Annotated in this window: 24 protein-coding genes and 1 riboswitch; of the genes, 14 read left to right on the top strand and 10 right to left on the bottom strand. The window is 57.3% G+C overall.

Annotated features, from left to right (window positions below):
* Positions 1 to 65: 65 nt before the first annotated feature.
* Positions 66 to 286, bottom strand: a riboswitch (cobalamin riboswitch).
* A 159-nt stretch (positions 287 to 445) separates the two neighbouring features.
* Together K5Q35_RS14785 and K5Q35_RS14780 are read left to right on the top strand one after the other, a co-directional pair.
* Positions 446 to 871, top strand: coding sequence for a hypothetical protein (locus tag K5Q35_RS14785; RefSeq protein ID WP_013962564.1), 426 nt, complete (start codon positions 446 to 448; stop codon positions 869 to 871).
* Positions 864 to 2,099, top strand: coding sequence for an HlyD family secretion protein (locus tag K5Q35_RS14780; RefSeq protein ID WP_013962565.1), 1,236 nt, complete (start codon positions 864 to 866; stop codon positions 2,097 to 2,099). The genes K5Q35_RS14785 and K5Q35_RS14780 overlap by 8 nt, the downstream gene beginning before the upstream one ends.
* Before the next feature lie 96 nt (positions 2,100 to 2,195).
* Here K5Q35_RS14780 and K5Q35_RS14775 read toward each other — a convergent pair whose 3' ends face one another.
* The 3 genes from K5Q35_RS14775 to K5Q35_RS14765 form a co-directional block, all read right to left on the bottom strand.
* Positions 2,196 to 3,248 (bottom strand): permease, encoded by a 1,053-nt coding sequence (locus K5Q35_RS14775; protein ID WP_220800101.1) that lies wholly within the window; start codon positions 3,246 to 3,248, stop codon positions 2,196 to 2,198.
* Positions 3,249 to 3,302: 54 nt separating this feature from the next.
* Positions 3,303 to 3,617: a helix-turn-helix transcriptional regulator gene (locus K5Q35_RS14770; protein WP_220800100.1), complete on the bottom strand. Its 315-nt coding sequence runs from the start codon at positions 3,615 to 3,617 to the stop codon at positions 3,303 to 3,305.
* A 269-nt stretch (positions 3,618 to 3,886) separates the two neighbouring features.
* Positions 3,887 to 4,261, bottom strand: a complete 375-nt coding sequence (locus K5Q35_RS14765) for a hypothetical protein (protein ID WP_013962568.1) — start codon at positions 4,259 to 4,261, stop codon at positions 3,887 to 3,889.
* Positions 4,262 to 4,336: 75 nt separating this feature from the next.
* Here K5Q35_RS14765 and K5Q35_RS14760 point away from each other — a divergent pair, with 75 nt between their 5' ends.
* The 5 genes from K5Q35_RS14760 (at position 4,337) to K5Q35_RS14740 (ending at position 10,424) form a co-directional block, all read left to right on the top strand.
* Positions 4,337 to 5,092, top strand: a complete 756-nt coding sequence (locus K5Q35_RS14760; protein ID WP_220800099.1) for an alpha/beta fold hydrolase — start codon at positions 4,337 to 4,339, stop codon at positions 5,090 to 5,092.
* A gap of 97 nt (positions 5,093 to 5,189) precedes the next feature.
* Complete coding sequence (gene carB / locus K5Q35_RS14755) at positions 5,190 to 8,549, top strand: carbamoyl-phosphate synthase large subunit (RefSeq protein ID WP_220800098.1); 3,360 nt, start codon at positions 5,190 to 5,192, stop codon at positions 8,547 to 8,549.
* A 65-nt stretch (positions 8,550 to 8,614) separates the two neighbouring features.
* Positions 8,615 to 8,791 carry a hypothetical protein gene (locus K5Q35_RS14750; protein WP_220800097.1) on the top strand — a complete coding sequence of 59 codons (177 nt, stop codon included), beginning with the start codon at positions 8,615 to 8,617 and terminating at the stop codon, positions 8,789 to 8,791.
* A gap of 98 nt (positions 8,792 to 8,889) precedes the next feature.
* Entirely contained in the window at positions 8,890 to 9,192 is a 303-nt protein-coding gene (locus K5Q35_RS14745; RefSeq protein ID WP_013962572.1) for a hypothetical protein, read from the top strand.
* A gap of 107 nt (positions 9,193 to 9,299) precedes the next feature.
* The gene (locus K5Q35_RS14740; RefSeq protein ID WP_220800096.1) at positions 9,300 to 10,424 is read left to right on the top strand and encodes a beta-ketoacyl-ACP synthase III; all 1,125 of its coding nucleotides are present in this window, start codon (positions 9,300 to 9,302) and stop codon (positions 10,422 to 10,424) included.
* Between the two features lie 18 nt (positions 10,425 to 10,442).
* Here K5Q35_RS14740 and K5Q35_RS14735 read toward each other — a convergent pair whose 3' ends face one another.
* Positions 10,443 to 10,907 (bottom strand): hypothetical protein, encoded by a 465-nt coding sequence (locus K5Q35_RS14735; protein WP_013962574.1) that lies wholly within the window; start codon positions 10,905 to 10,907, stop codon positions 10,443 to 10,445.
* A gap of 281 nt (positions 10,908 to 11,188) precedes the next feature.
* Here K5Q35_RS14735 and K5Q35_RS14730 point away from each other — a divergent pair, with 281 nt between their 5' ends.
* Positions 11,189 to 11,770, top strand: coding sequence for a thymidine kinase (locus K5Q35_RS14730; RefSeq protein ID WP_220800095.1), 582 nt, complete (start codon positions 11,189 to 11,191; stop codon positions 11,768 to 11,770).
* On the opposite strand, the gene K5Q35_RS14725 is transcribed toward K5Q35_RS14730, so the two are convergent.
* The 5 genes from K5Q35_RS14725 to K5Q35_RS14705 form a co-directional block, all read right to left on the bottom strand.
* Positions 11,767 to 12,705 (bottom strand): D-glycerate dehydrogenase, encoded by a 939-nt coding sequence (locus K5Q35_RS14725; RefSeq protein WP_220800094.1) that lies wholly within the window; start codon positions 12,703 to 12,705, stop codon positions 11,767 to 11,769. The genes K5Q35_RS14730 and K5Q35_RS14725 overlap by 4 nt on opposite strands.
* Before the next feature lie 11 nt (positions 12,706 to 12,716).
* Positions 12,717 to 13,055 carry a tRNA-binding protein gene (locus K5Q35_RS14720; RefSeq protein WP_220800093.1) on the bottom strand — a complete coding sequence of 113 codons (339 nt, stop codon included), beginning with the start codon at positions 13,053 to 13,055 and terminating at the stop codon, positions 12,717 to 12,719.
* Positions 13,048 to 13,863, bottom strand: a complete 816-nt coding sequence (gene proC, locus K5Q35_RS14715; RefSeq protein WP_220800092.1) for a pyrroline-5-carboxylate reductase — start codon at positions 13,861 to 13,863, stop codon at positions 13,048 to 13,050. The genes K5Q35_RS14720 and proC overlap by 8 nt, the downstream gene beginning before the upstream one ends.
* Positions 13,864 to 13,904: 41 nt before the next feature.
* A complete protein-coding gene (locus K5Q35_RS14710; RefSeq protein ID WP_013962579.1) occupies positions 13,905 to 14,405 on the bottom strand; it encodes a YbjN domain-containing protein in 501 nt (166 codons plus the stop codon).
* 330 nt (positions 14,406 to 14,735) lie between these two features.
* Positions 14,736 to 14,978 carry an accessory factor UbiK family protein gene (locus tag K5Q35_RS14705; RefSeq protein WP_013962580.1) on the bottom strand — a complete coding sequence of 81 codons (243 nt, stop codon included), beginning with the start codon at positions 14,976 to 14,978 and terminating at the stop codon, positions 14,736 to 14,738.
* 93 nt (positions 14,979 to 15,071) lie between these two features.
* On the opposite strand from K5Q35_RS14705, the gene lgt reads away from it, so the two are divergent.
* The 4 genes from lgt (at position 15,072) to K5Q35_RS14685 (ending at position 18,773) form a co-directional block, all read left to right on the top strand.
* Positions 15,072 to 15,956 (top strand): prolipoprotein diacylglyceryl transferase, encoded by an 885-nt coding sequence (gene lgt, locus K5Q35_RS14700; RefSeq protein ID WP_220800091.1) that lies wholly within the window; start codon positions 15,072 to 15,074, stop codon positions 15,954 to 15,956.
* Positions 15,953 to 17,011 (top strand): class I SAM-dependent methyltransferase, encoded by a 1,059-nt coding sequence (locus tag K5Q35_RS14695; protein ID WP_220800090.1) that lies wholly within the window; start codon positions 15,953 to 15,955, stop codon positions 17,009 to 17,011. The genes lgt and K5Q35_RS14695 overlap by 4 nt, the downstream gene beginning before the upstream one ends.
* Positions 17,008 to 17,763, top strand: coding sequence for a peptidoglycan editing factor PgeF (gene pgeF / locus K5Q35_RS14690; RefSeq protein WP_220800089.1), 756 nt, complete (start codon positions 17,008 to 17,010; stop codon positions 17,761 to 17,763). The genes K5Q35_RS14695 and pgeF overlap by 4 nt, the downstream gene beginning before the upstream one ends.
* 266 nt (positions 17,764 to 18,029) lie before the next feature.
* Positions 18,030 to 18,773, top strand: a complete 744-nt coding sequence (locus tag K5Q35_RS14685; RefSeq protein ID WP_220800088.1) for a Hint domain-containing protein — start codon at positions 18,030 to 18,032, stop codon at positions 18,771 to 18,773.
* Between the two features lie 12 nt (positions 18,774 to 18,785).
* On the opposite strand, the gene K5Q35_RS14680 is transcribed toward K5Q35_RS14685, so the two are convergent.
* Entirely contained in the window at positions 18,786 to 19,283 is a 498-nt protein-coding gene (locus tag K5Q35_RS14680; protein ID WP_220800087.1) for an Lrp/AsnC family transcriptional regulator, read from the bottom strand.
* 199 nt (positions 19,284 to 19,482) lie between these two features.
* On the opposite strand from K5Q35_RS14680, the gene trxB reads away from it, so the two are divergent.
* Together trxB and K5Q35_RS14670 are read left to right on the top strand one after the other, a co-directional pair.
* Positions 19,483 to 20,463: a thioredoxin-disulfide reductase gene (trxB, locus tag K5Q35_RS14675; protein ID WP_013962586.1), complete on the top strand. Its 981-nt coding sequence runs from the start codon at positions 19,483 to 19,485 to the stop codon at positions 20,461 to 20,463.
* 151 nt (positions 20,464 to 20,614) lie between these two features.
* Positions 20,615 to 21,934: a cytochrome P450 gene (locus tag K5Q35_RS14670; RefSeq protein ID WP_220800086.1), complete on the top strand. Its 1,320-nt coding sequence runs from the start codon at positions 20,615 to 20,617 to the stop codon at positions 21,932 to 21,934.
* Positions 21,935 to 21,985 lie beyond the last annotated feature (51 nt).

Genomic DNA, 21,985 nt, shown 5'->3' with positions numbered 1-21,985 from the left:
TGTACTTTTCAACGGGTTGGCCCGTAAATCCATCATGACCTCCTGTCCGGACACCCCGCCCGGGTTGAAGTTACATCAATGATGGCAGGTCTCCTGACTCGCGGGTCGCAGCTTGCCCGATCCTTCCCGGATGCAGATGCATCCAGTGGTGATCATCGGGGTCGCTCGCCGCTTACAGTTGCGGGGGCAGTCACGGATTTGGCGTCTGCTAAGAACGCCGCACCGTATTCCCTTTTCAGTCCGGTTTGCTTTTGACTTGCCGAACACCATCTCCCAACCCTTCCCCGAGATTCCGACCCGCGTCAAGCTAAACTCTGTGCGGGTTACCGTGTCGTGCGGGCAACCCGAGACGCGGCATTGCAATGCCAGCAGATTTCTCGCTATGTAGGTTCTGGTATCTTGGGCCCGAAGTGGTCTGCGTCTGTGGTACCACTTTGGAGAACGCATGGAACCTGCAACGCTTCACCCCATGGCGACCGGGCATATTCCCAAATATGTAGCGGCGGCTGACGGCAGTGATTACCTTTTTACTTTCATGGTCATTTTTACGGTCGGTGTCGTAATCCTGATCGGTGTGGCCTATTTCACGCTGCATGCGATACCGGAAAAGCTGGCGCATAAATCGAACCACCCGCAGTTCCAACTGGTTGGCATCTTGTCCTTGCTTGCCCTGTTTACGCATAACGGGCTGTTCTGGGTGGCCGCGATCCTTGTGGCCGGTTTCCAGTTTCCCGATTTCAGCAGCCCGCTGCGCGCCATTGCCGATGCGATTGATCGAAACGGGTCGCGCGATGCGGCGCCCAACGCGCAAACATCCCAAAACAGCGAAACGCCGGTGACGCCGACCCCGAAAGAAACCTCTGATGCTTGAGACACTGATCTGCGCGCTGTTCACGATCTTGCCTGATTATCTTTACCGCCGGTTCCGGCAGGGCAAGAGAATAGGCATCGAAATCAACCTCTTCAGTGTCTGGTATGAACTCAGGTGGGGCATAACCGGATGCGCGATCATGGCACTCACCGTGATTACGACGCTGTTTTATTTTCACCCGGCCACAAATTCCGTTGTGTCCTATTTTCGCACCGTCACGATATTGCCGCAGGCCGGGGGCCGGGTATTGGAAATCTACGTCAAGAACAACGAATTGGTGAACCTCGGCCAGCCGATATTCCGGTTGGAAGACCACTCGCAACGCGCACAGGTCGAAGCCGCAAAGGCAATGATTGCTGAGGCTGATGCGTCCTTGAAAGTGGCGCAAACCGATTTGACCGAAGCGATTGCATCCATCGCCGGGGCCACCGCGGCCCTGAGGCAGGCGGAAGAGGAATTAGAGCGCAATGTGACCCTGCGCGATCAGGGTTCGACCGCCGTGCGCCTTGCTGAAATCGACCGCTTTGAAAACCTTGTCGCGCAACGCTCAGCGCAGCGTGATGCCGCCATCGCGCAACAGGCCGAGACGCAGGAACGGATCGATTCCCTGATACCGGCGCAGAAAGACAACGCGCTGGCACAGTTTGATGCGGCCAACGCCGAACTGGAAAAAACCGTGGTCTATGCGGGTGTGACCGGTCGGGTTGAGCAACTCAGCCTGCAGGTTGGCGACTATATCAGCCCGGTCCTGCGACCGGCAGGCGTGCTGGTGCCCGTGACGTCTGGGCGAAGCCGCTTTCAGGCAGGTTTCAACCAAATGGCCGCGCAGGTCATCAAGCCGGGTATGATTGGTGAAATCGGTTGCATGACCAAGCCCTTCACCGTCATTCCGATGGTGGTCGTGGCGGTTCAGGATGTGATCCCGTCCGGGCAGGTCCGACCCAGCGACCGGCTTCTGGATCCACAAAACAACCAGCAGCCGGGCAGCATCATGGTGTATCTGGAACCTCTCTATGACGGGACCGCCGAGGCGCTGCCGCCGGGCAGTAACTGTATCGCAAATGTCTACACGGACAATCATGAACGGCTCGAGGATGAGAGCTTGAGCACCCCGCATAAAATAGCGCTGCATGTAATCGATACCATTGGTGTCGTCCATGCGGCGGGGCTGCGGCTCAGGCTGTTGCTGATGCCGGTGCAGACCCTTGTGTTCAGCGGCGGCCATTGATTCAATTCAGAGCAGGAACAGGCTGCTCTGAGTTGTTTCGTGCTGCCTTTGGCGTTCAGCGCAGCATGCCCTTGCGCCGCCGATGCGCCCGGACCCTTAAAACGATGTCCATATATGAAAGAGCAATCCCGCGACAAAGGACCCGGTCAGCGCGATCCCGACATAAAGGAAGAAGACACGCCGCTTGACCAATGCCCAGACGGCAATGGCCGCCGGTAACGATGTCACCCCACCCGCCACCAGAAAGGCAAGCCCTGCCCCCGGCGCCATACCCTGCTCAATCAGACCGCCCACGAGGGGGAGCGCTGCATAACCGTTGAGATAGGCCGGTACACCAACCACTGTCGCAACCGCGATGGGCGCAAGTCCGGAGCCGCCGAGCGTCTGCGCAACAAGATCCGCAGGAAGCCACGCCAGCATCAGGCTCTCCAGTAAAAACGCAAGTGTCAGCCATTTGGCAAGGAACAGGGTGGTCTTTATCCCCTCCCGCCAGAACTTCGACGTCCGTTCGTCGTCATGCCAGAATTTCCAGACCACGTCTTTTGGTGCGCGCACCGAAGAGCCGCAGCATCCGCCATTCCCGACCCCCTCGCGCAGGGGATTTGTCAGCCCGCCTGCCTTGCTCATGATGATAACTACAGCCCCGCCCGCGATACCCAAGCCCACGGCAGCCATCGTTTTGGCAATCGCGAACTCAAGCCCAATAACGCCCGTTGTCAGCACAAACATCGAAGGGTCCATTACCGGAGACGCCAGCCAGAATGCCATTACCGCCGCAAGTGGCACGCCCATCGCCAAGAGCGCCGCGATCAGCGGGATGACACCGCAGGAACAAAAAGGGGATAGGCCACCGGCAAGTGCGGCAATGACGATCATGACAAGCGGTGACCCGGTGAACGCACGGGCAATCAGACCGTCCGCCCCGGTCGCGCCTGCATAAGCGGCAATCCCAATAGACAAAACAAGGAACGGCGCCACATTGATGAGGTTTTGAGCCGCAAAGGCGGCGCTGGTCGCGCCCTGTTCCGGCGCAATCAGAAACAAAACAGCGAGAAGGCTGGCAGAAACCAACCAAACTCTTTCTTCACCCCACAATCTGTGAACCAAATCAGCTGCCCAGGATCGAACACTCAGCGCAAGTTCAGTCATAGCGATATCCTTAGATTTATCGTTTCTTTTGGGTTTGAAAAATGCTGCCTATTTTCATGCAGCATCCTCCCGGGTGAGTTTGACACCGATGCAGCATTCCGATGTCAGGAAAGACACGATCTGGTGCATGGCATCGTATTTTACGCTGTTCACAATCTGGCGTCCCTGTCGTTCTTGCCTGACCAGTCCCGCATCCACCAAGGCCTTCAGATGATGCGCCAGAGTTGACGGCGCCATGTTCAGATGATGGCCGATTTCGCCGACGTTCAGACCCTCATCACCGGCGCGCACGAGCAGTCGAAACACCGAAAGACGTGTGGCATGGCCCAAGGCCGCAAGAGCGGTGGCGACAGATTCGTTTATATCCATGCACACATCATAACTATAAAACTAGTTTTGTAAATTGGTTTCTCTGTCTTGGTATGCTTTAAGATTCACAAGGTGATGAAAGCAGCCCTTTGCGCGACGACGCGGTGTCCTTGCTGCGCGCGCGCCCAGTGACTTTTAGATACATGGGCGTATTGCATTGATCCCTGTGGGGCGGGCGCAAGATTTTGCACGGTCTTTTCAGTGATACCGAATTCAAAAAGCAAGTTGTGCCACCGCCTGACAGCCAACCCGTGCGATGCGCCGTGTCGTCACACAAGACCTTGCCACCACAGGAACAACAAAGCCAATCCACCAAAGATCAGCAGGTTCAGCACGATACCCGCAAGCATATTCAACAGACGACCCCACCGTTTGTCCGCAAGATCAATGGCCTCCAAATGGTCGGCAAGTTCCACATAAGCGCTGTCCAACGCCCCCATGTCGAGCCGCCGTGCCAGTTTCGGGTTAAGTGCCATGGTCTCGGCTTCGGCCAGCATTTTGGCCTTGGCGCGCAGGCTTTGCGGTAATTGTCGCCGGGCCCGATGCGCAGCTCTTGCCAAGGTCGGCGCTCTGATACCCATGTGTACCCGAAAAAGATCACGCAGCGCTTTGACCTTTTCTGCAATTTGCTCGGCTTCCTGCATCACTCGCCTCTCTGTCGGGGTATCTTACAGGGAATGGTTCTGGCAGAGCGCAACAAAATCCGCTAGCCCTTGGCCATGTTGAACGTGAACGAATTTGGCGCAGCAACCGCCCCCGCCGTGATGATTGTCCATGGCCTTTACGGCTCTGCGCGCAACTGGGGTGTGATCGCCAAACGGCTTTCGGACAGTTTTCGTGTTTATACGGTTGATCTGCGCAACCACGGCTTCAGCCCGCACACGGATACGCACAGCTATCCCGAAATGGCCGCGGATCTTGCCGAAACAATCGATAATCTGGGCGGTCCCATGCAGCTGGTCGGTCACTCAATGGGTGGTAAAGCGGTAATGACGCTGGCGCTGACGCGTCCGGACATTGTGAGCCGCATGATCATCGCCGACATCGCGCCAGTCGCTTACACGCACAGTCAACTGCCGTTTATTCACGCCATGAAAGCGGTCGATCTGACAAAGGTGGCGCGCCGATCGGATGCAGAGGCGCAATTGGCAGAGCTTGGGGTTGAACCGGCGCTATGCAGTTTTTTCACGCAGTCGCTTGATCTGGCCGAAAAAAGATGGCGGCTCAATCTGGAGACGCTGGAAATCGATATGGATAAGATCATGTCTTTCCCGCAGCTTGATGGTCCTTTCGAGAGCCCGACCCTTTTCCTGAGCGGGGCAACGTCGGAGTATGTGCAGCCACAGCACCGTACTTTAATCAAAACACTTTTTCCGCGTGCAAAGTTTGCAAAACTGCGGGGTGCGGGCCACTGGTTGCATGCCGACAAACCGCGTGAATTCGAAGCGGCCGTGCGCAGCTTTTTCGTCGGCTGATCCGCAAACGCCTTTCCCCCTTGCACCGCAGCCCGGCTTGCCTATAACGCAGAACAATTTGAACGCACACGGCGTTCTTGAAACTGGGGGCCCGATCATGCCGAAAAGAACCGACATCAACTCCATCATGATAATCGGTGCCGGCCCTATCGTGATCGGTCAAGCCTGTGAATTCGACTATTCAGGTGCGCAAGCCTGCAAGGCGCTGAAAGAAGAAGGCTACCGCGTCATCCTCGTGAATTCCAACCCCGCGACGATCATGACCGACCCCGAACTGGCGGACGCCACCTACATCGAACCGATCACCCCCGAAATGGTCGCCAAAATCATCGAAAAAGAGCGTCCCGATGCGCTGCTGCCCACCATGGGCGGGCAAACGGGATTGAACACGTCACTGGCGCTCGAAGAAATGGGCGTTTTGGACAAGTTCAACGTCGAGATGATCGGGGCGAAACGCGAAGCCATCGAAATGGCAGAAGACCGCAAGCTGTTCCGCGAGGCGATGGACCGGCTGGGTATCGAAAACCCCAAAGCCGCGATCGTGACCGCCCCAAAGGATGCCAAAGGCAAGAAAGATCTGGCGGAAGGCGTGCGTCTGGCACTTGAAATCCTTGAAGAGGTCGGCCTGCCCGCGATCATCCGCCCCGCCTTTACGATGGGCGGCACAGGCGGCGGCGTGGCGTATAACCGCGACGACTATGAAGCAATCTGCCGTTCGGGCATGGATGCATCACCCGTCGGCCAAATCCTTGTGGACGAAAGCCTTTTGGGCTGGAAAGAGTTCGAGATGGAGGTGGTGCGCGACACTGCCGACAACGCCATCATCGTCTGTTCCATCGAGAATGTGGACCCGATGGGTGTGCACACCGGCGACAGTATCACCGTTGCCCCTGCCCTCACGTTGACGGACAAAGAATACCAGATCATGCGCAACCACTCGATTGCGGTCCTGCGCGAGATCGGGGTCGAGACGGGTGGGTCGAACGTGCAGTGGGCGGTCAACCCTGCGGATGGCCGGATGGTCGTGATCGAAATGAACCCCCGCGTGTCCCGTTCGTCTGCTTTGGCGTCAAAGGCGACAGGTTTTCCGATTGCCAAAATTGCCGCCAAGCTCGCGGTCGGCTACACGCTGGATGAGTTGGACAACGACATCACCAAGGTGACGCCTGCCAGTTTTGAGCCGTCAATTGATTACGTCGTCACCAAAATCCCCAAATTCGCTTTTGAGAAATTCCCCGGCAGCACCCCGAACCTGACCACGGCCATGAAAAGCGTCGGCGAGGCGATGTCCATCGGGCGCACCATTCACGAGAGCATGCAAAAAGCGCTGGCCTCGATGGAAGAGGACCTGACAGGCTTCAACGAGATAGACATTCCCGGTGTTGGTGTCAGTCATTGGGTCGACGAAGGGGCCAATCGTGCCGCAATCGTCAAGGCCATAAGCCAGCAGACCCCACAACGGTTGCGCACAATCGCACAGGCTATGCGCCACGGGCTGTCTGATGAGGACATCCATGATGTGACCATGTTCGACCCGTGGTTCCTTGCGCGCATTCGCGAGATCATCGAGACAGAAAAAGACCTGCGCGCACAAGGGCTTCCTGCGAGCGAAAAAGCGCTGCGCCATCTCAAGATGCTGGGCTTTACCGATGCGCGCCTTGGCGAGTTGACAGACCGCGACGAAACGGACATCCGACGCACCCGCCTGGACCACGGTGTGGTTGCAGTCTTCAAGCGCATTGATACCTGCGCCGCTGAATTCGAAGCGCAAACACCTTACATGTACTCGACCTATGAGGCACCCGTCTTTGGCGAAGCCGAATGCGAGGCCCGCCCGACCAATCGCAAAAAAGTTGTCATCCTTGGCGGCGGCCCGAACCGGATCGGCCAAGGGATCGAATTCGACTATTGCTGTTGTCATGCCTGCTATGCCCTCACCGAAGCGGGCTATGAGACGATCATGATCAACTGCAATCCCGAGACGGTCTCGACAGATTATGACACTTCTGACCGGCTGTATTTTGAGCCGCTGACCTTTGAGCATGTGATGGAAATCATGCGGGTTGAGCAAGAAAACGGCACGTTGCACGGTGTGATTGTGCAGTTTGGCGGCCAAACCCCGCTCAAGCTCGCCAATGCGTTGGAAGAAGCCGGTATTCCGATTCTCGGAACGACCCCGGACGCCATCGATCTGGCCGAAGACCGCGAACGTTTCCAGCAGCTGGTGCAGGGTCTGGGTCTCAAACAGCCGAAAAACGGCATCGCCCACTCTGATGCTGAAGCCTTGGAGATTGCGCAGGAAATCGGCTTTCCACTGGTCATCCGCCCGTCCTATGTGCTGGGCGGTCGCGCGATGGAAATCGTGCGTGATCAGGCCAGTCTTGAGCGCTACATTTCCGAGGCGGTCGTGGTCTCGGGCGACAGCCCCGTGCTGCTCGACAGTTACCTCACAGGCGCGGTTGAGCTTGACGTTGATGCGCTGAGTGATGGCACGGACGTGCACGTGGCCGGCGTGATGCAGCACATCGAAGAGGCGGGCGTGCATTCCGGCGACAGTGCCTGTTCGCTGCCGCCCTATTCGCTAAAATCCGAAATCATTGAGCAGGTCAAAGAGCAGACGTACGCCCTGGCCAAAGCGCTCAATGTGGTCGGACTGATGAATATCCAATTCGCGGTCAAAGACGGCGAGATTTACCTGATTGAGGTCAACCCCCGTGCCTCGCGCACGGTGCCCTTTGTCGCCAAAGCCACGGATTCGGCCATCGCCTCGATCGCCGCGCGCATCATGGCTGGCGAGCCGCTCAGCAATTTCCCGCTGCGCCCCGCCTATGACGCAGATGCGGCCTACGAAGACGTCTTGCCGCTGGGTGATCCCATGACGCTGGCCGACCCGAACATGCCGTGGTTCTCGGTCAAGGAGGCTGTGTTGCCCTTTGCGCGTTTCCCCGGCGTGGACACCATTCTGGGACCGGAGATGCGTTCCACCGGTGAGGTGATGGGTTGGGATCGTGATTTCCCCCGGGCCTTCCTCAAGGCGCAGATGGGCGCTGGCAATCCGCTGCCCTCGGATGGCTGTGCGTTTATCTCGATCAAGGATGCGGACAAGACAGACGACATGCTGAGCGCTGCACGGATTTTGCTCGAGCAGGGCTTCACGCTGGTCGCCACCCGTGGGACCGCAAAATGGCTGAACGAACACGATATGGCCTGCGGCATCGTCAACAAGGTCTATGAGGGTCGCCCCGACGTAACCGATATGATGAAGGATGAGGCGATCCATCTGGTCATGAACTCGACCGAAGGCGCACAAGCCGTGGACGACAGCAAGTCGATCCGGTCAATCGCGCTCTATGACAAGATACCGTATTTCACGACGGCGGCTGGCAGCTATGCAGCAGCCCTCGCCATCCGCGCGCAGGCCGATGGGGATGTGGGCGTCAAAGCACTGCAAGGGTGATAAATCGCACTTCTATGGTGACCAAAATCGCCACCTAAACCTTTGATTATGTGACTTTTCATTGCGTGCGGCACAGTGCCAACCGCTATGGGTCCACAGAACTTTCCCTGACGCCAGATGGCGCTTTGGTAATCGAAACAAACACGGGCTGCGCCTTTGACCTGATGCAGATTGCGACCGGCACGGGGATGCTGACGAAAGAAATTCTTGGGTTTGTCCGCACAGCCGGTGCGAAGATCTGACATGGCTTTGCACGATCTCGTGTTTTAAATACTTGCGCCATCGTGCGTTAGATGATGATCTGAGCGCAAACAGGTCGTCACAAATTTCGAGGTTTTGAATGCGCATTTATATTTGCCTGATCGCCACAGCGTTGGTCTGCGCGTGCGCGCCCTTGATACAGCCTTCGGCGCCATCCGAAACAACCCTGCCCTTTTTTGGCTCAGGATATCCATCTGACGGTGATCCTTGCCGCCGGTTGGGTGAATCCGCTGAAACGATTGATTACCTTGATCATACCGCCGTTCTGGTCGGATGTCCCGTAAACCTGAGCACATTGGATGAATTCGCCCTGAATACGGGCGCAACTGAGGTTTTCCGGCAAGACGGCTTTGTGGTCTACTCCGTCCCGACCGGCCAATAGGCGCGAAAGCCCCCACCGTATCGCACCAACGCTGCGTCTTCTCATGTCGGTATGCTTGACCCAGGTGAATATATCCGGTCTCACTTGGGGACGCGTCGGAGGACCAAATGCACAGACCAGCCATAACCGGAACCGGTGTTTTTACGCCTGAAAATGTCATAACCAACGCGGAACTGGTCGTGGCCTTTAATGCCCATGCGGACCTCTATAACGCGGAAAATGCGGCTGCGATTGCTGCGGGCGAGGTGCCCGCCAAGGAGCATTCATCCGAAGACTTTATCGTCAAGGCATCCGGCATCAAACAGCGCTATGTCATTGACAAAGAAGGTATTCTTGACCCTTCGATCATGCACCCGCTGCTGCGGCAACGCCGTGATGACGAACCCTCGCTGATGGCGGAAATGGGCGTTGATGCGGCGCACAAAGCGCTCTTGCAGGCGGGCAAGGACGCTGGCGGGGTTGATCTCGTTATTTGCGCGGCTTCCAATATGGAACGCGCATACCCCGCAATTGCCGTCGAAATTCAAAGCCTTCTGGGCGCGGGCGGTTTTGCCTTTGACATGAATGTGGCCTGTTCGTCGGCAACCTTCGGCATCCAGACAGCGGCCGATATGATCCGGTCGGGCAGCGTGCGTCGCGCGCTGGTGATCAATCCTGAAATCTGCTCAGCGCATCTGGAATGGCGGGACCGCGACTGCCACTTCATCTTTGGCGATGTGGCCACCGCCACACTGATCGAACGGGCAGATGACGCGACAGCTGGATATTTCGAAGTAAAGTCAACACGCTGCGCGACGGAATTCTCAAACAACATTCGCAATAACAACGGTTATCTGCGCCGGTCCCGCCCTGCGGGAATGGCAGACCGGCGCGACATGCAATTCATGCAAAACGGGCGCAAAGTATTCAAGGAAGTGCTGCCGATGGTGTCTGAACACATCAGTGCGCATCTGACATCCGAGAACGTGGTCGCAGCAGATCTGAAACGCCTTTGGCTACATCAGGCCAACAAGACCATGAATGACTTCATCGGGCGCAAGGTGCTCGGACGCACCCCACAACCGGCAGAGCAGCCGAATATCCTGCAAGACTATGCCAATACCTCATCGGCAGGCTCCATCATCGCATTCTCAAAATACTCGGATGACTTACAGGCGGGTGACCTGGGGCTGATCTGTTCTTTCGGGGCCGGATACTCGGTCGGGTCTGTCCTGCTCAAGCGTCACATTTAACGCGGTTTTCGTCTGCGTTCACGCCCCGCCGTGATCGTTTTCCAGATGCAGCTTCATGTCTATCAGAACCTGTTGCAGCATCGTGGTTTCTTTCAGAAGGCGTTTCGCTTCATTGACCGTGATTTTCCCATCTTCCATGGATTGCTGGTATTCGCCCATCAACATTGCAAACCGTTGGCTGAGGGCAATCACATCCGCATTCACACCGCCCGGACGTTCCTGATTGGGGCGCCGCTCGTCATATTGCAGCGACGATCCTGACAATTCGGCCAAGGCCCCTGTTACATGCGGATAGCTTGCAGCCTTTTCCAAAAGCGCGACAGCCTCGATCGGCATGAACCGATCTGCGTGTTCGTCGTGGTCGGAATAATACCGCCCAAGGGTCGCCTTTGATTTACCCGTGACGATGCAGGCCTGTTCGACGCCGACATCTTTGACCAGCGCTTCAGTATGTTTCTTTAGGTATCTGCCGACAGCTGTCATTTAAGGCTCCTTATCGGTTTCGGTATCTTCCTGCCCCAACGGGGAACACCAAACGGTTTTTACCCATTAATCAGATGTTTGGGAAATGTCATTTATAAAAGCACTCCCAACTGTTCGGGGGATGATGAGTAGCCGGCGCCCCCAACGCCGGTTTTGGTGAGGCCGAATGTGTACCACCGTCAGGGAAACGGTGGGTCAGCATCTGCTGACAGCAGCACATTGGCCCTTTTAGGGCTGCTTTGGTCTATTGCAGCGCAAACCTGCAAAGCCTATCAAACCGCATGGCCAAGCTTTACTTCAACTACTCCACAATGAACGCCGGAAAATCGACCGTTCTGTTACAGGCCGCGCATAACTACAAAGAGCGCGGCATGGTGCCATTCCTGATCACCGCACAAGTGGATGACCGGGCAGGCGACGGTCGTATTGCCTCGCGCATTGGAATCGGTGAGCCAGCGGACACGTTCACGACAGGAGAGAACCTTTTCTCCAAAATCGCAAACCGGCTGAAAGAAGGCCCGGTTGCGTGCGTGTTTGTGGATGAGGCGCAATTTCTCAGCGCAGAACAGGTGTGGCAACTGGCGCGCGCGGTGGATGATCTGGGCGTGCCCGTCATGTGCTTTGGGCTGCGGGTGGATTTTCGCGGCAAACTGTTTCCAGGGTCCGCAACACTGCTGGCGCTGGCAGATGAAATGCGCGAGGTGCGCACCATTTGTCATTGCGGCAAGAAAGCCAGCATGGTCATCCGCAAGGACGAAAACGGGACCGTTCTGCGCGATGGCGCACAAATACAGGTCGGCGGCAACGAGACATATGTATCACTGTGCCGCCGCCATTGGCGCGAAGCTGTCGGCGACCGCTAAACCGCGTTCGGCAACGGGGTGCCTGCAAAAAACGCCTTGAGGTTATCAACACTCATCATCCCCATGTCTTCCCGCACCTCCAACGCTGCGGTACCGAGATGCGGCAAGAGGGCGACGTTTTCCATGGCGATCAGGGCCTTGGGCACTTCGGGCTCGAATTCATAGACATCAAGGCCCGCACCCGCGATCTGCCCCGCCTGCAGCGCTGCAATCAACGCTGATTCCTCGACGACATTGCCACGCGCGATGTTCACGAGATGCGCATGAGGTTGCATCGCGGACAGCACCTCGGCGTTGATCAGGTGATGGGTCTCTGCCCCGCCGGGCACGGCAATCACCAACACGTCGACGCGCGCGGCAAGCTCCAGCAGACTGCCCTTGCACTCAGCCTCGAAATCAAGCTCTTTTGGCGACCGGCTGTGATAGGCAACCCGCATCCCGAAGCCATGGCTGCAGCGGCGTGCAATTGCCTGTCCGATCCGTCCCATGCCGACGATCCCGACCGTTCTGCCACCAAGATGCATCCCCAACAGCTGCGTCGGATGCCAACCTTCCCACTGTCCCGCGCGCAACAGCCGCTCACCTTCACCGGCACGGCGCGCACTCATCAGCATCAGGCACATGGCCGTGTCTGCAGTGGCATCCGTGACCGCACCGGGCGTGTTGCTCACGGCGATCCCGGCCGCCTTTGCCGCCGCGACGTCGATGTGATTGTACCCGACGCCAAAATTCGCCAGCACCTGACACCTTGGCTTGGGCACATCCGCAAAGACCTCAGCGGTGAACATGTCGCCAAGCGTTGGCACAACGCCATCGAACTCAGAAAGCGCCATGCGCATTTCCTCACCCGTCAGCGGGGTGGTGATCTCGCGGACGGTCACATCAAATTGAGCGCGCGCGGCCTCCTGAACACGTTTCGGCAGTGGTCTCGCCATATAAATTCTGGTCAATGCATCCGTCCTCCAGTTGGTACGTCTTGGTCGGGGCTGATCAGAACAACCGCACCCTGTTCATCCGGCACACCCAAAACAAGTACTTCGGATATAAATGGCCCGATCTGGCGCGGCGGAAAGTTCACCACTGCCATAACCCTTTTCCCGACAAGGCTTTCGGGTGTGTAATGAACGGTGATCTGTGCAGATGTTTTTTTCTCACCAATGTCAGGCCCGAAATCGATCCACATCTTGATGGCGGGCTTGCGGGCCTCGGGAAACGGTTCTGCGCGCACAACGACACCAGTACGGATATCCACCTTCATGAAATCGTCGAAAGCAATCTCACTCATTGGCAAGCTCTCGCGATCTGTCTGCCGCTGCTTTGACTGCGCGCGCCATGAGGGATGGGAAACCGGTGCTTTCATCCATCAAGACTTCCAACGCGGCCTGTGTGGTCCCGTTCGGTGACGTCACATTGATCCGCAGCTGTTCCGGTGTCTCTTCGGAGGCCATCGCCAGCGCACCTGCCCCGGCGACCGTCGCCTTGGCCAGCCGCATGGCCGTTTCAGCGTCCAGCCCCTGCGCCTGCCCGGCCTGCGCCAATGTTTCGATCATGTGAAATACATATGCCGGGCCCGAGCCGCTGACACCTGTTACGGCGTCAATCTGGCCCTCATCCGGCAAATGCACGACCTCGCCCACAGCCTGCAACAGGGCCTCAGCCTCACCCAGATGCTGCGCGCTCGCAGCATCGTTGCCCACGATTGCGGTAATGCCCCGCGATATGGCCGCCGGTGTGTTCGGCATGGCGCGCACGATCGGCGTCTGCTCACCCAAAATCTTTTCAAAAGCAGTCAGTGTTATGCCCGCAGCAACGCTGATAAAAAGCGTATCGCCATTTCCCATGCGCTTTAAAAGCGGCAACGCCTGCGCCATCATCTGCGGCTTGACGGCAACCAGAACGAAGGCGGGCGCCTCCGGCAGTGTCCCGCTGAGGTCTACGCCAGTTCCCGACAACCAGTCAGAGGGGTTAGGATCCACCACCCAGACGGAATTTGCGGGCAATCCGGCCTCCAGCCACCCGGCCAGCATCGCCGACCCCATCTTACCACAGCCCAAGAGCACAAGGCCCTCGGTGGCAACCCGACTGTCATGCATGATGTGATCTCCCCCGGAAGTATCTTGTCCCGAGGTGTGTTTTACGCGCGTCCGTAAGCCTCTGCAATGGCGACCTCAAGCGCCTGCTTCGGGCTTTGGTTTCCCCAAACCAGCAATTGCATCGCAGGATAGTAACGCTCCGCACTCATGACGGCAGCGCTGATCATCGTATCTATCTGTTCTGTACTGGCGACGTTACCGCCTGCAAGCACCAGACCGTAGCGATACACCATCAGCTTCTGCTCATCCCAATAGGTGAACGCCCCCGCCCAGCACTGATCATTTACATTGTTCAGCAATTCATAAAGTGCTGCGTGCTTTTCTTCCGGTGGCTCCATATCAAAGGTACACACCATCCGCAGCGTTTCGTCATAGGCCGACCACGCAAGGGTCAGCGAATACGTGCGCCACTGGCCCTCGACGGCCATGGCGATTTGCTCATCAGAAATCCGGTCGAAATCCCAATCGTGATGGGCAGCCAGATGTTCAACTATGTCGATGGGGTGAATGTCGTCTTCAAGATACTGCTCGGACAAGGCCATGGTGTTACCTCTTTTTATCGCTCTAGCGAAGGAGGTCTCAAATAGCCCCCAAGGCTAGGTGCCTGCTCTACAGAGCGGGGCGAGCCCCCGCGTCCATACCAGATATGGTGCGGTGCGAATGCGGCTCTGGCAACCCCTATTCTTGGGGTAACCTACAATAACTTGTGGATACTTTGAATTTGGGCCCAATTTCTTGGCGTCTGTTAACAAATGCCGACGGACGACCGGGTGCGTCAACCGACTGTTAACACACTGCGCCGGTTTCAGGCCCGTTCCTTGGCACATCGCGCCAAATAAAAGATGGAATGGCGCGTCAGCGCCGCCTTTGGATCAGCTTTTGGCTTCAAGCGAATCGAGGCGCGCTTTGAGCGCTTCGTTCTCTTCACGCGCCTTTTGCGCCATCGCGCGCACTGCATCGAACTCCTCACGGGTCACAAAATCGCGATCCGCAAGCCAGCGATCCATCATGCCCTTCACCGCGGTTTCCGCCTCATCGCGCGCGCCTTGGGCCACCCCCATCGCATTTGTCATCAACTGCGAGATATCATCAAAAATCTTATTGCGCGTCTGCATCTGTTTTCTCCGCTTTGCTTACCCTTTATATGGACCCGCCGACCCTGCTCTGCAAGGTTGACTTCCTACAAGTCGCAAGGGCATGCATGCGACATGCGCGCCACCATTCCTTTTCCAGATATTTCACCAGAGATATTTTCGATCTCAGTCTTCGGGTTCGAACTCGCACTGCGCTGGTATGCATTGGCCTACATCGTCGGCATCGTTTTAGGCTGGCGGCTGGTGGTGCGCGCCGTCAAACAACCCGATCTATGGCGCAATGAGCAACCCGCAATGACAGCCGCCCAAATAGAAGACCTGCTCACATGGGTCATTCTGGGCGTGATCCTTGGGGGCCGGCTGGGATATGTATTCTTCTATCAGCCCGGCTACTACTTGCAGAACCCGTCCGAAATTCTGGCCGTCTGGCAGGGGGGCATGGCTTTCCATGGGGGGCTGCTGGGTGTCGTTGTCGCGGGCTTCATCTACACATGGCGGCACAGGATCGCACGGCTCAGTGCTGCAGATATCATGGCGCTTGGTGTGCCGCCGGGACTGCTGCTGGGACGATTGGCCAATTTCATAAACGCCGAGCTTTGGGGCCGACCAACAGATATGCCTTGGGGCGTTGCTTTTCCCGGCGCGGCAGCACAGGATTGCCCCGGCATTGAGGGAATATGCGCACGCCACCCGTCACAGCTTTACGAGGCCGGGCTTGAAGGTCTGATACTGAGCGCTTTGCTGATCTGGATCGTCTGGCGACAGGACGCGTTGAAAACACCGGGCCGCGTTGCAGGTGTCTTCTTTGCCGGATACGGGGTTTCGCGCTTTCTCGTGGAATTCTTCCGACAACCCGATGCCCAATTCATATCCGCCGGTAATCCGCTCGGTCTTGCGTGGCAAATCGACGGCTGGGGGCTCACCATGGGGCAATGTCTGTCCGTTCCGATGATCATTCTCGGGCTTTGGCTTGTGGCTCAAGCCAAGCGACGCCCGTGACCCTTAAGGACCAACTTATCGCGCGGATCACCGCGCATGGGCCGATGTCGGTTGCAGAGTACATGGGCGAGTGCCTGCTCCACCCCACGCTTGGATACTACACGAGCCAGATGCCCTTTGGCAGCGCAGGTGATTTCACCACTGCCCCTGAAATCAGCCAGATGTTTGGTGAGTTGATCGGCCTTTGTCTTGTGCAGACATGGATAGATCAGGGTCAGCCGACGCCTTTTTCCCTCGTGGAACTTGGGCCCGGACGCGGAACACTGATGGCTGATGTTTTACGCGCAGCCTCTCAGGTTCCGGCCTTTTTGCACGCCGCGGAAATCATCCTTGTCGAAGCATCACCAAGGCTGCAGTCTATCCAGTGCGATACCCTCAAAGACCATGACATTGCATTTGTGACTGAAGTATCCACGCTACCGCAACAGCCCTTGTTCGTGATTGCCAATGAGTTCTTTGACGCCCTGCCCGTCCGCCAGTTTGTAAGGTCAGGCGCGCATTGGCGCGAGCGTCAGATCGGGAGCGATGGCGACGAACTCATATTTGGGCTGGGCGCAGAAACACCTCAACCCGCATTGAATGACCGCCTGTCAGACACAAAAGACAACGACGTTGTCGAATACACTCCCGCCGCCGCACCCATTCTTTCGCAGTTGGGTGGCCGCATCGAAGCCGACGGGGGCGTGGGTCTGATCATAGACTACGGCGATTGGCACAGCCTCGGCGATACGCTGCAAGCCGTGCGTCGCCATCAGTTCACAGGCATTCTGGATCACCCGGGCGAAGGCGATCTGACCGCGCATGTAGATTTTGAAGCCCTCGCGCAGGCGGCCCCTTGCGCCTATTCGCGGCTGACACCGCAAGGTGTGTTTCTGGAACGTCTGGGCATTGCACAACGCGCGCAGCACCTTGCGCAAAACCTGTCCAAAGAGCAGCTCGAAATCCACATTCAGGCACATCGCCGCTTGACGCACCCGGCGGAAATGGGAAACCTGTTCAAAGTGCTCGGTCTCTTTCCGCATGGAAAGGCACCCCCCGCGGGATTGGAAATATGACCCTTGAAATACTGACAGCCGATAGCCTCTTCCCAATACAACACGGCTTCTTTACGCGTCGTGGGGGGGCGTCTTCGGGTGTCTTTGCCGGGCTGAATTGTGGGTATGGCAGTTCCGACCAGTCGGAAATCGTAGCGATCAACCGCAAGAGGGTGTCAGATGCACTATCGGTTCCGCCCGATTGCCTGATCGGTGTCCACCAGGTCCATTCAGCTGAGGCGGCAACCATTGACCAGCCTCATCAGGGCACGACCCGCGCCGACGCGCTGGTGACTTCAACACCCGGCATCGCGATTTCAGTTCTGACAGCGGATTGTCAGCCCGTCCTTTTCGCCGACAAGGACGCAGGCGTGATTGCAGCAGCGCATGCGGGCTGGCGCGGCGCTTTGGAAGGCATTTTGGAAGCAACCATTGATGCGATGATTGAACAAGGGGCACGGCGCGACAATATCGTTGCCATTATCGGCCCAAGCATTTCCCAACCCGCCTACGAAGTTGGGCCGGAATTCTTTGATGCATTCATGTGCGAGGATCAGCAGTACGCCCGGTTTTTTGCCGGTGGCGCCGAGGACCGGATGCAATTTGACCTGCCCGGCTTTGGACTGCACCGCCTGCGAGAAGCAGGCGTCGGCCATGCAGAGTGGACCAGACATTGCACCTACGCCGACCCTGAGCGTTTCTATTCCTACCGCCGGTCCACGCATGCCAAAGAGGCTGACTACGGGCGCCTGATCGCTGCGATTCGCCTCTAGCGCGTCACAGTCTTTGATCAGTGCGCTCCGAAGAAAGCGCGTCCCCATTCAATGCAAAATTGCGGCCGCAGGTTCGAGGTTGGTGAAACAAACCGCAGAAGCAGACCTGTTAATACTACGTCGGTGAACAATCCCAGCGATTTTTTGACCGGACCGCTGGCATGTGCGATGCTGAAAGCTCCTGAACGGGAAAGAACTGTAACTGTCCTTTCCGTGCTCGTCGGTGGGGGCCGACACGGGGTGTGACCAAACGCAAGGGTTACCCTATGAAACTGTCGCCTTTCGTGCCGCCTGCGGTAGCCGTCAGCCGGGATTGTGCGCATCACCCCGCGCCATCAGCTAAAATCAGGCCCGATTTCGGCGTTCGCATCGCTGACGTTGCGGCACTGGCTGACGACGGTCGTGTTGTTGCAAGGCAGCGCCGCGTCCCGACGTTGCCAGAATTTGATCGGGTGTTTGCAGCTTTCGCACAGGGCACACTCTTGCAGTCAAAACAGCAATATATCGCGATCGAAGATCTGCGCCCCGGCGATGTGCTGAAAACGGCAGAAGGCACATTTGAGCAGGTCACCTGGATCGGCTCCACCCTCTTTGCGCCCCGAGACAGTGGTGCACGACTGCGTCTCACCCGTATCATGGCGGATAGTTTCGGTATGAACCGCCCGGAAAACTCTGTCTGCCTTGGGCCGGCGGCGCGCGTGTTGCAAACACCGCCGGACCTGCGCAACACAGCATCACCTCAACAACTCATGTCGCCCGTAAACAGGTTTCTCGACGGCGTGAATGTGATCGAGACAATGCCCCCCTCAACTATCCGCCTGTTTCATATCGGACTGCGAAATCATGGGGCCGTGATCGCAAGTGGCCTGCAAATCGAGAGCTTTCACCCGGGCACCGACCCGGTTGCGCATTTTTCACAAACGCTGCGTGATGCCTATCTGTCGCTGTTTCCGCATGTCGAACATCTGAGTGCTTTTGGATCACGCCGATACCCACGCGTGTCGAACTGAACGGCGCGCCTATCAGGCTGTTTCGGCCAGACGTTCCTCAAGGACGTCAAAAGATACACCCGGGTCATCTTTGGCCACCCGGATCACAAGCGAAGTTTTGACGCTCGCCACATTATGCGTCGTCAAGAGGTCACCGGTCAAAAAACGCTGAAAACTGGATAAATCCGGGGCTGCGCATTTCAGGATGAAATCCACCTCACCGTTGAGCATGTGGCACTCGCGCACAAGCGGCCAGGCGCGGCAGCGGTCCTCGAAAGCCGTCAGGTCCGATTCTGCCTGACTGGCCAGACCGACCATCGCAAAAACCTGCACCTCGAAGCCCAGTTCGCGCGCATCAACATCGGCATGATAGCCCTTGATGTAACCGGCTTCTTCCAATGTGCGGACGCGACGCAGACAAGGGGGTGCCGAAATGCCGACACGCTTTGCCAGTTCCACATTCGTCATGCGTCCGTCAGCTTGCAATTCTGCAAGAATTTTACGATCTATCTGATCCAAACGCATTGGCATTCATGCTCCCTCTTTTTTGCGTTTGTTATATCACCGATGCAGCATGCGCAATAATATTTCACAGTTGCGCAAGATTCTTTCCTTCACATCTGAGTAACCGCGCGTGTTTTGCACAGGATGCGGGCAGATGAGGGGTTTAAGACACCCTGATGCATCTATATATCCAAAACCGCTGCAATGAGTGAGATCGGGGATTCTTATGGGCGAAACACGCCACACACGCGTTCTAATCATCGGGTCCGGACCTGCCGGATATACCGCTGGCGTTTATGCCAGCCGCGCGATGCTGGAACCCATTCTGGTGCAGGGCATTGAACCGGGCGGACAGTTGACCACAACCACCGAAGTCGAAAACTGGCCCGGCGACAGCGAAGTTCAGGGGCCGGACCTGATGATCCGCATGCAGGATCACGCAAAGGCCGTGGGCACCGAGATCATCGGCGACATCATTACCGACCTGAACCTTGAGCAGCGCCCGTTTGTCGCAAAGGGCGACAGCGGGACGACCTATATCGCTGACGCTGTCATTCTGGCGACCGGTGCACGGGCGAAATGGCTCGGGTTGCCGTCAGAGGAAAAATTCAAAGGATTTGGCGTTTCCGCTTGTGCGACCTGCGATGGTTTTTTCTACCGTGGCCAAGAGATTGTCGTCATCGGCGGGGGCAATACCGCCGTGGAAGAAGCGCTGTTTTTGACAAACTTCGCCTCCAAGGTGACGCTGGTCCACCGCCGGGATGAATTGCGGGCTGAAAAGATACTGATTGACCGGTTGATGAAAAACCCCAAGATCGAACCCCTGTGGTTCCATGAACTGGATGAAGTCGTCGGCACGGAAAACCCGCTCGGCGTCGAAGCGGTGCGCGTTCGGAACACCAAAACGTCGGAAATCACGGAAATCCCTGCAAAGGGTGTTTTTGTGGCCATCGGACATGCCCCTGCCAACGAACTGGTAAAGGACGTGCTTGAAACGCATATGGGCGGCTATGTCGTGACCAAACCGGACAGCACCGAGACGTCAATTCCCGGCGTCTTTGCAGCGGGCGATTTGACGGACCATATTTACCGCCAGGCTGTCACCTCAGCCGGGATGGGGTGTATGGCGGCGCTTGAAGCGGAAAAGTTCCTCGCTGAAAACGAAACTGTCGCGCGCACCGACGAAAAAGTCGCCGCTGCCGAATAGGCTTTGGCGCCACCAAAGTGCACATGCAGCAGCCCTCTGGGGTGTTGCGTGCGTACGGTGGATTAAGGGCACACTCACCTGCCTTATGGATAACGCTTGATATGCCGCTTTTGTGGCCCGGTCACTTACACCGTTTCAAGCGAGGTCCATCATGCCAACCCGAGCCGCCCTGTCCCATATTCCCGGCCCCCCAACGCCCCCCCTGATCGGCCACACGCTGAAAATCGCCAAGGACAGCTATGGCACGCAGCAAGAATACATCAAGCGTTATGGCTCTGTTTACAAAACCAAAATGCTGGGCGTGTGGCGGGTAAACCTATGCGGACCAGACGCATTGGAACATGTGCTGCTCGACAAGGAAAAGATCTTTTCCTCTGCGGGCGGGTGGGACGCGTTACGGCGCATCTATCCCGGTGGGCTTATCCTTCAGGACTTTGACAAGCACCGACAGGACCGCCGGATTCTGACCGCTGCCTTTCGCGCCTCGGCCATTCGCGATTACCGCGTTCGGATGGGGGCGATCATGCTTGATCTGCTGCAGCACTGGCCCAAGGACGCCCCTTTCGACTTTTACGAGGCCATCAAAGACCTGACGCTGCGCATGGGGGGGGCGGTATTCATGGGTCTGCCGCTGGACGGTGATCTGGCCAAACAGATCAACCGTGCGATCACCGACGAAATCCGCGCCTCGGTCACACCGATCCGGGCTCCGATCCCGTTTACGCCGATGTGGCATGGTGTGCGCGGGCGTGATTTTCTGCGCGAAACCTTTCGCAAACTGATCCCAGAGAGGCGCAAAAACGGGGGCGATGATTTCTTTTCGCAAATGTGCATGGCCACGGACGAAGACGGTAAAGGCTGGAGCGAAGACGAAATTCTGAATCATTTCAATCTGTTGATCATGGCCGCACATGATACCACGGCAACGTCTCTGACGGTGATCATGGCCGCCCTCGGGACGCATGGCGAGTGGCAACAGCGCCTGATCGATGAGGTGAACGCCCTGGGGGATGCAGAGCTGAACGAGGATGCGCTGGGTCAGATGAAAGAGACGGACAAGGTATTCCGCGAAGCCCTGCGTCTGGTGCCGCCGGTCCCGTTTATTCCCCGCATGGCCACACAGGATTTTCACTGGCAAGGCTATGATATCCCGGCCGGGACCTCTCTTGCGCTGAACCCCGGCGTCACAATGCTCTCACCAGAGCTGTTTACAAACCCGACCCAGTTTGACCCCGACCGCTTTGCACCAGACCGGGCGGAGGACCGCATCCATCGCTTTGCCTGGACGCCCTTTGGTGGGGGCGCACACAAGTGCATCGGCATGCATTTTGCTACAATGCAGGTCAAGCTGTTCATCGCCACACTTTTGCGTCAACGCAAAATAGAACTGCCCGGCGGTCCGCCCGAATGGCACAGAATGCCTATTCCGAAGCCAAAGGGCGGGTTACCAATTCTGCTGCCTGCGCGGTAAGGTGGAAAAAGAAAAAGCCGCGGAAATGTCCGCGGCTTTTAAACAAGGTCC

The organism is Roseobacter sp. OBYS 0001 (assembly GCF_019654895.1).
GTDB classification, from domain to species: Bacteria; Pseudomonadota; Alphaproteobacteria; order Rhodobacterales; family Rhodobacteraceae; genus Roseobacter; species Roseobacter litoralis.
This window is presented reverse-complemented; position numbering and strand designations above follow the sequence as displayed.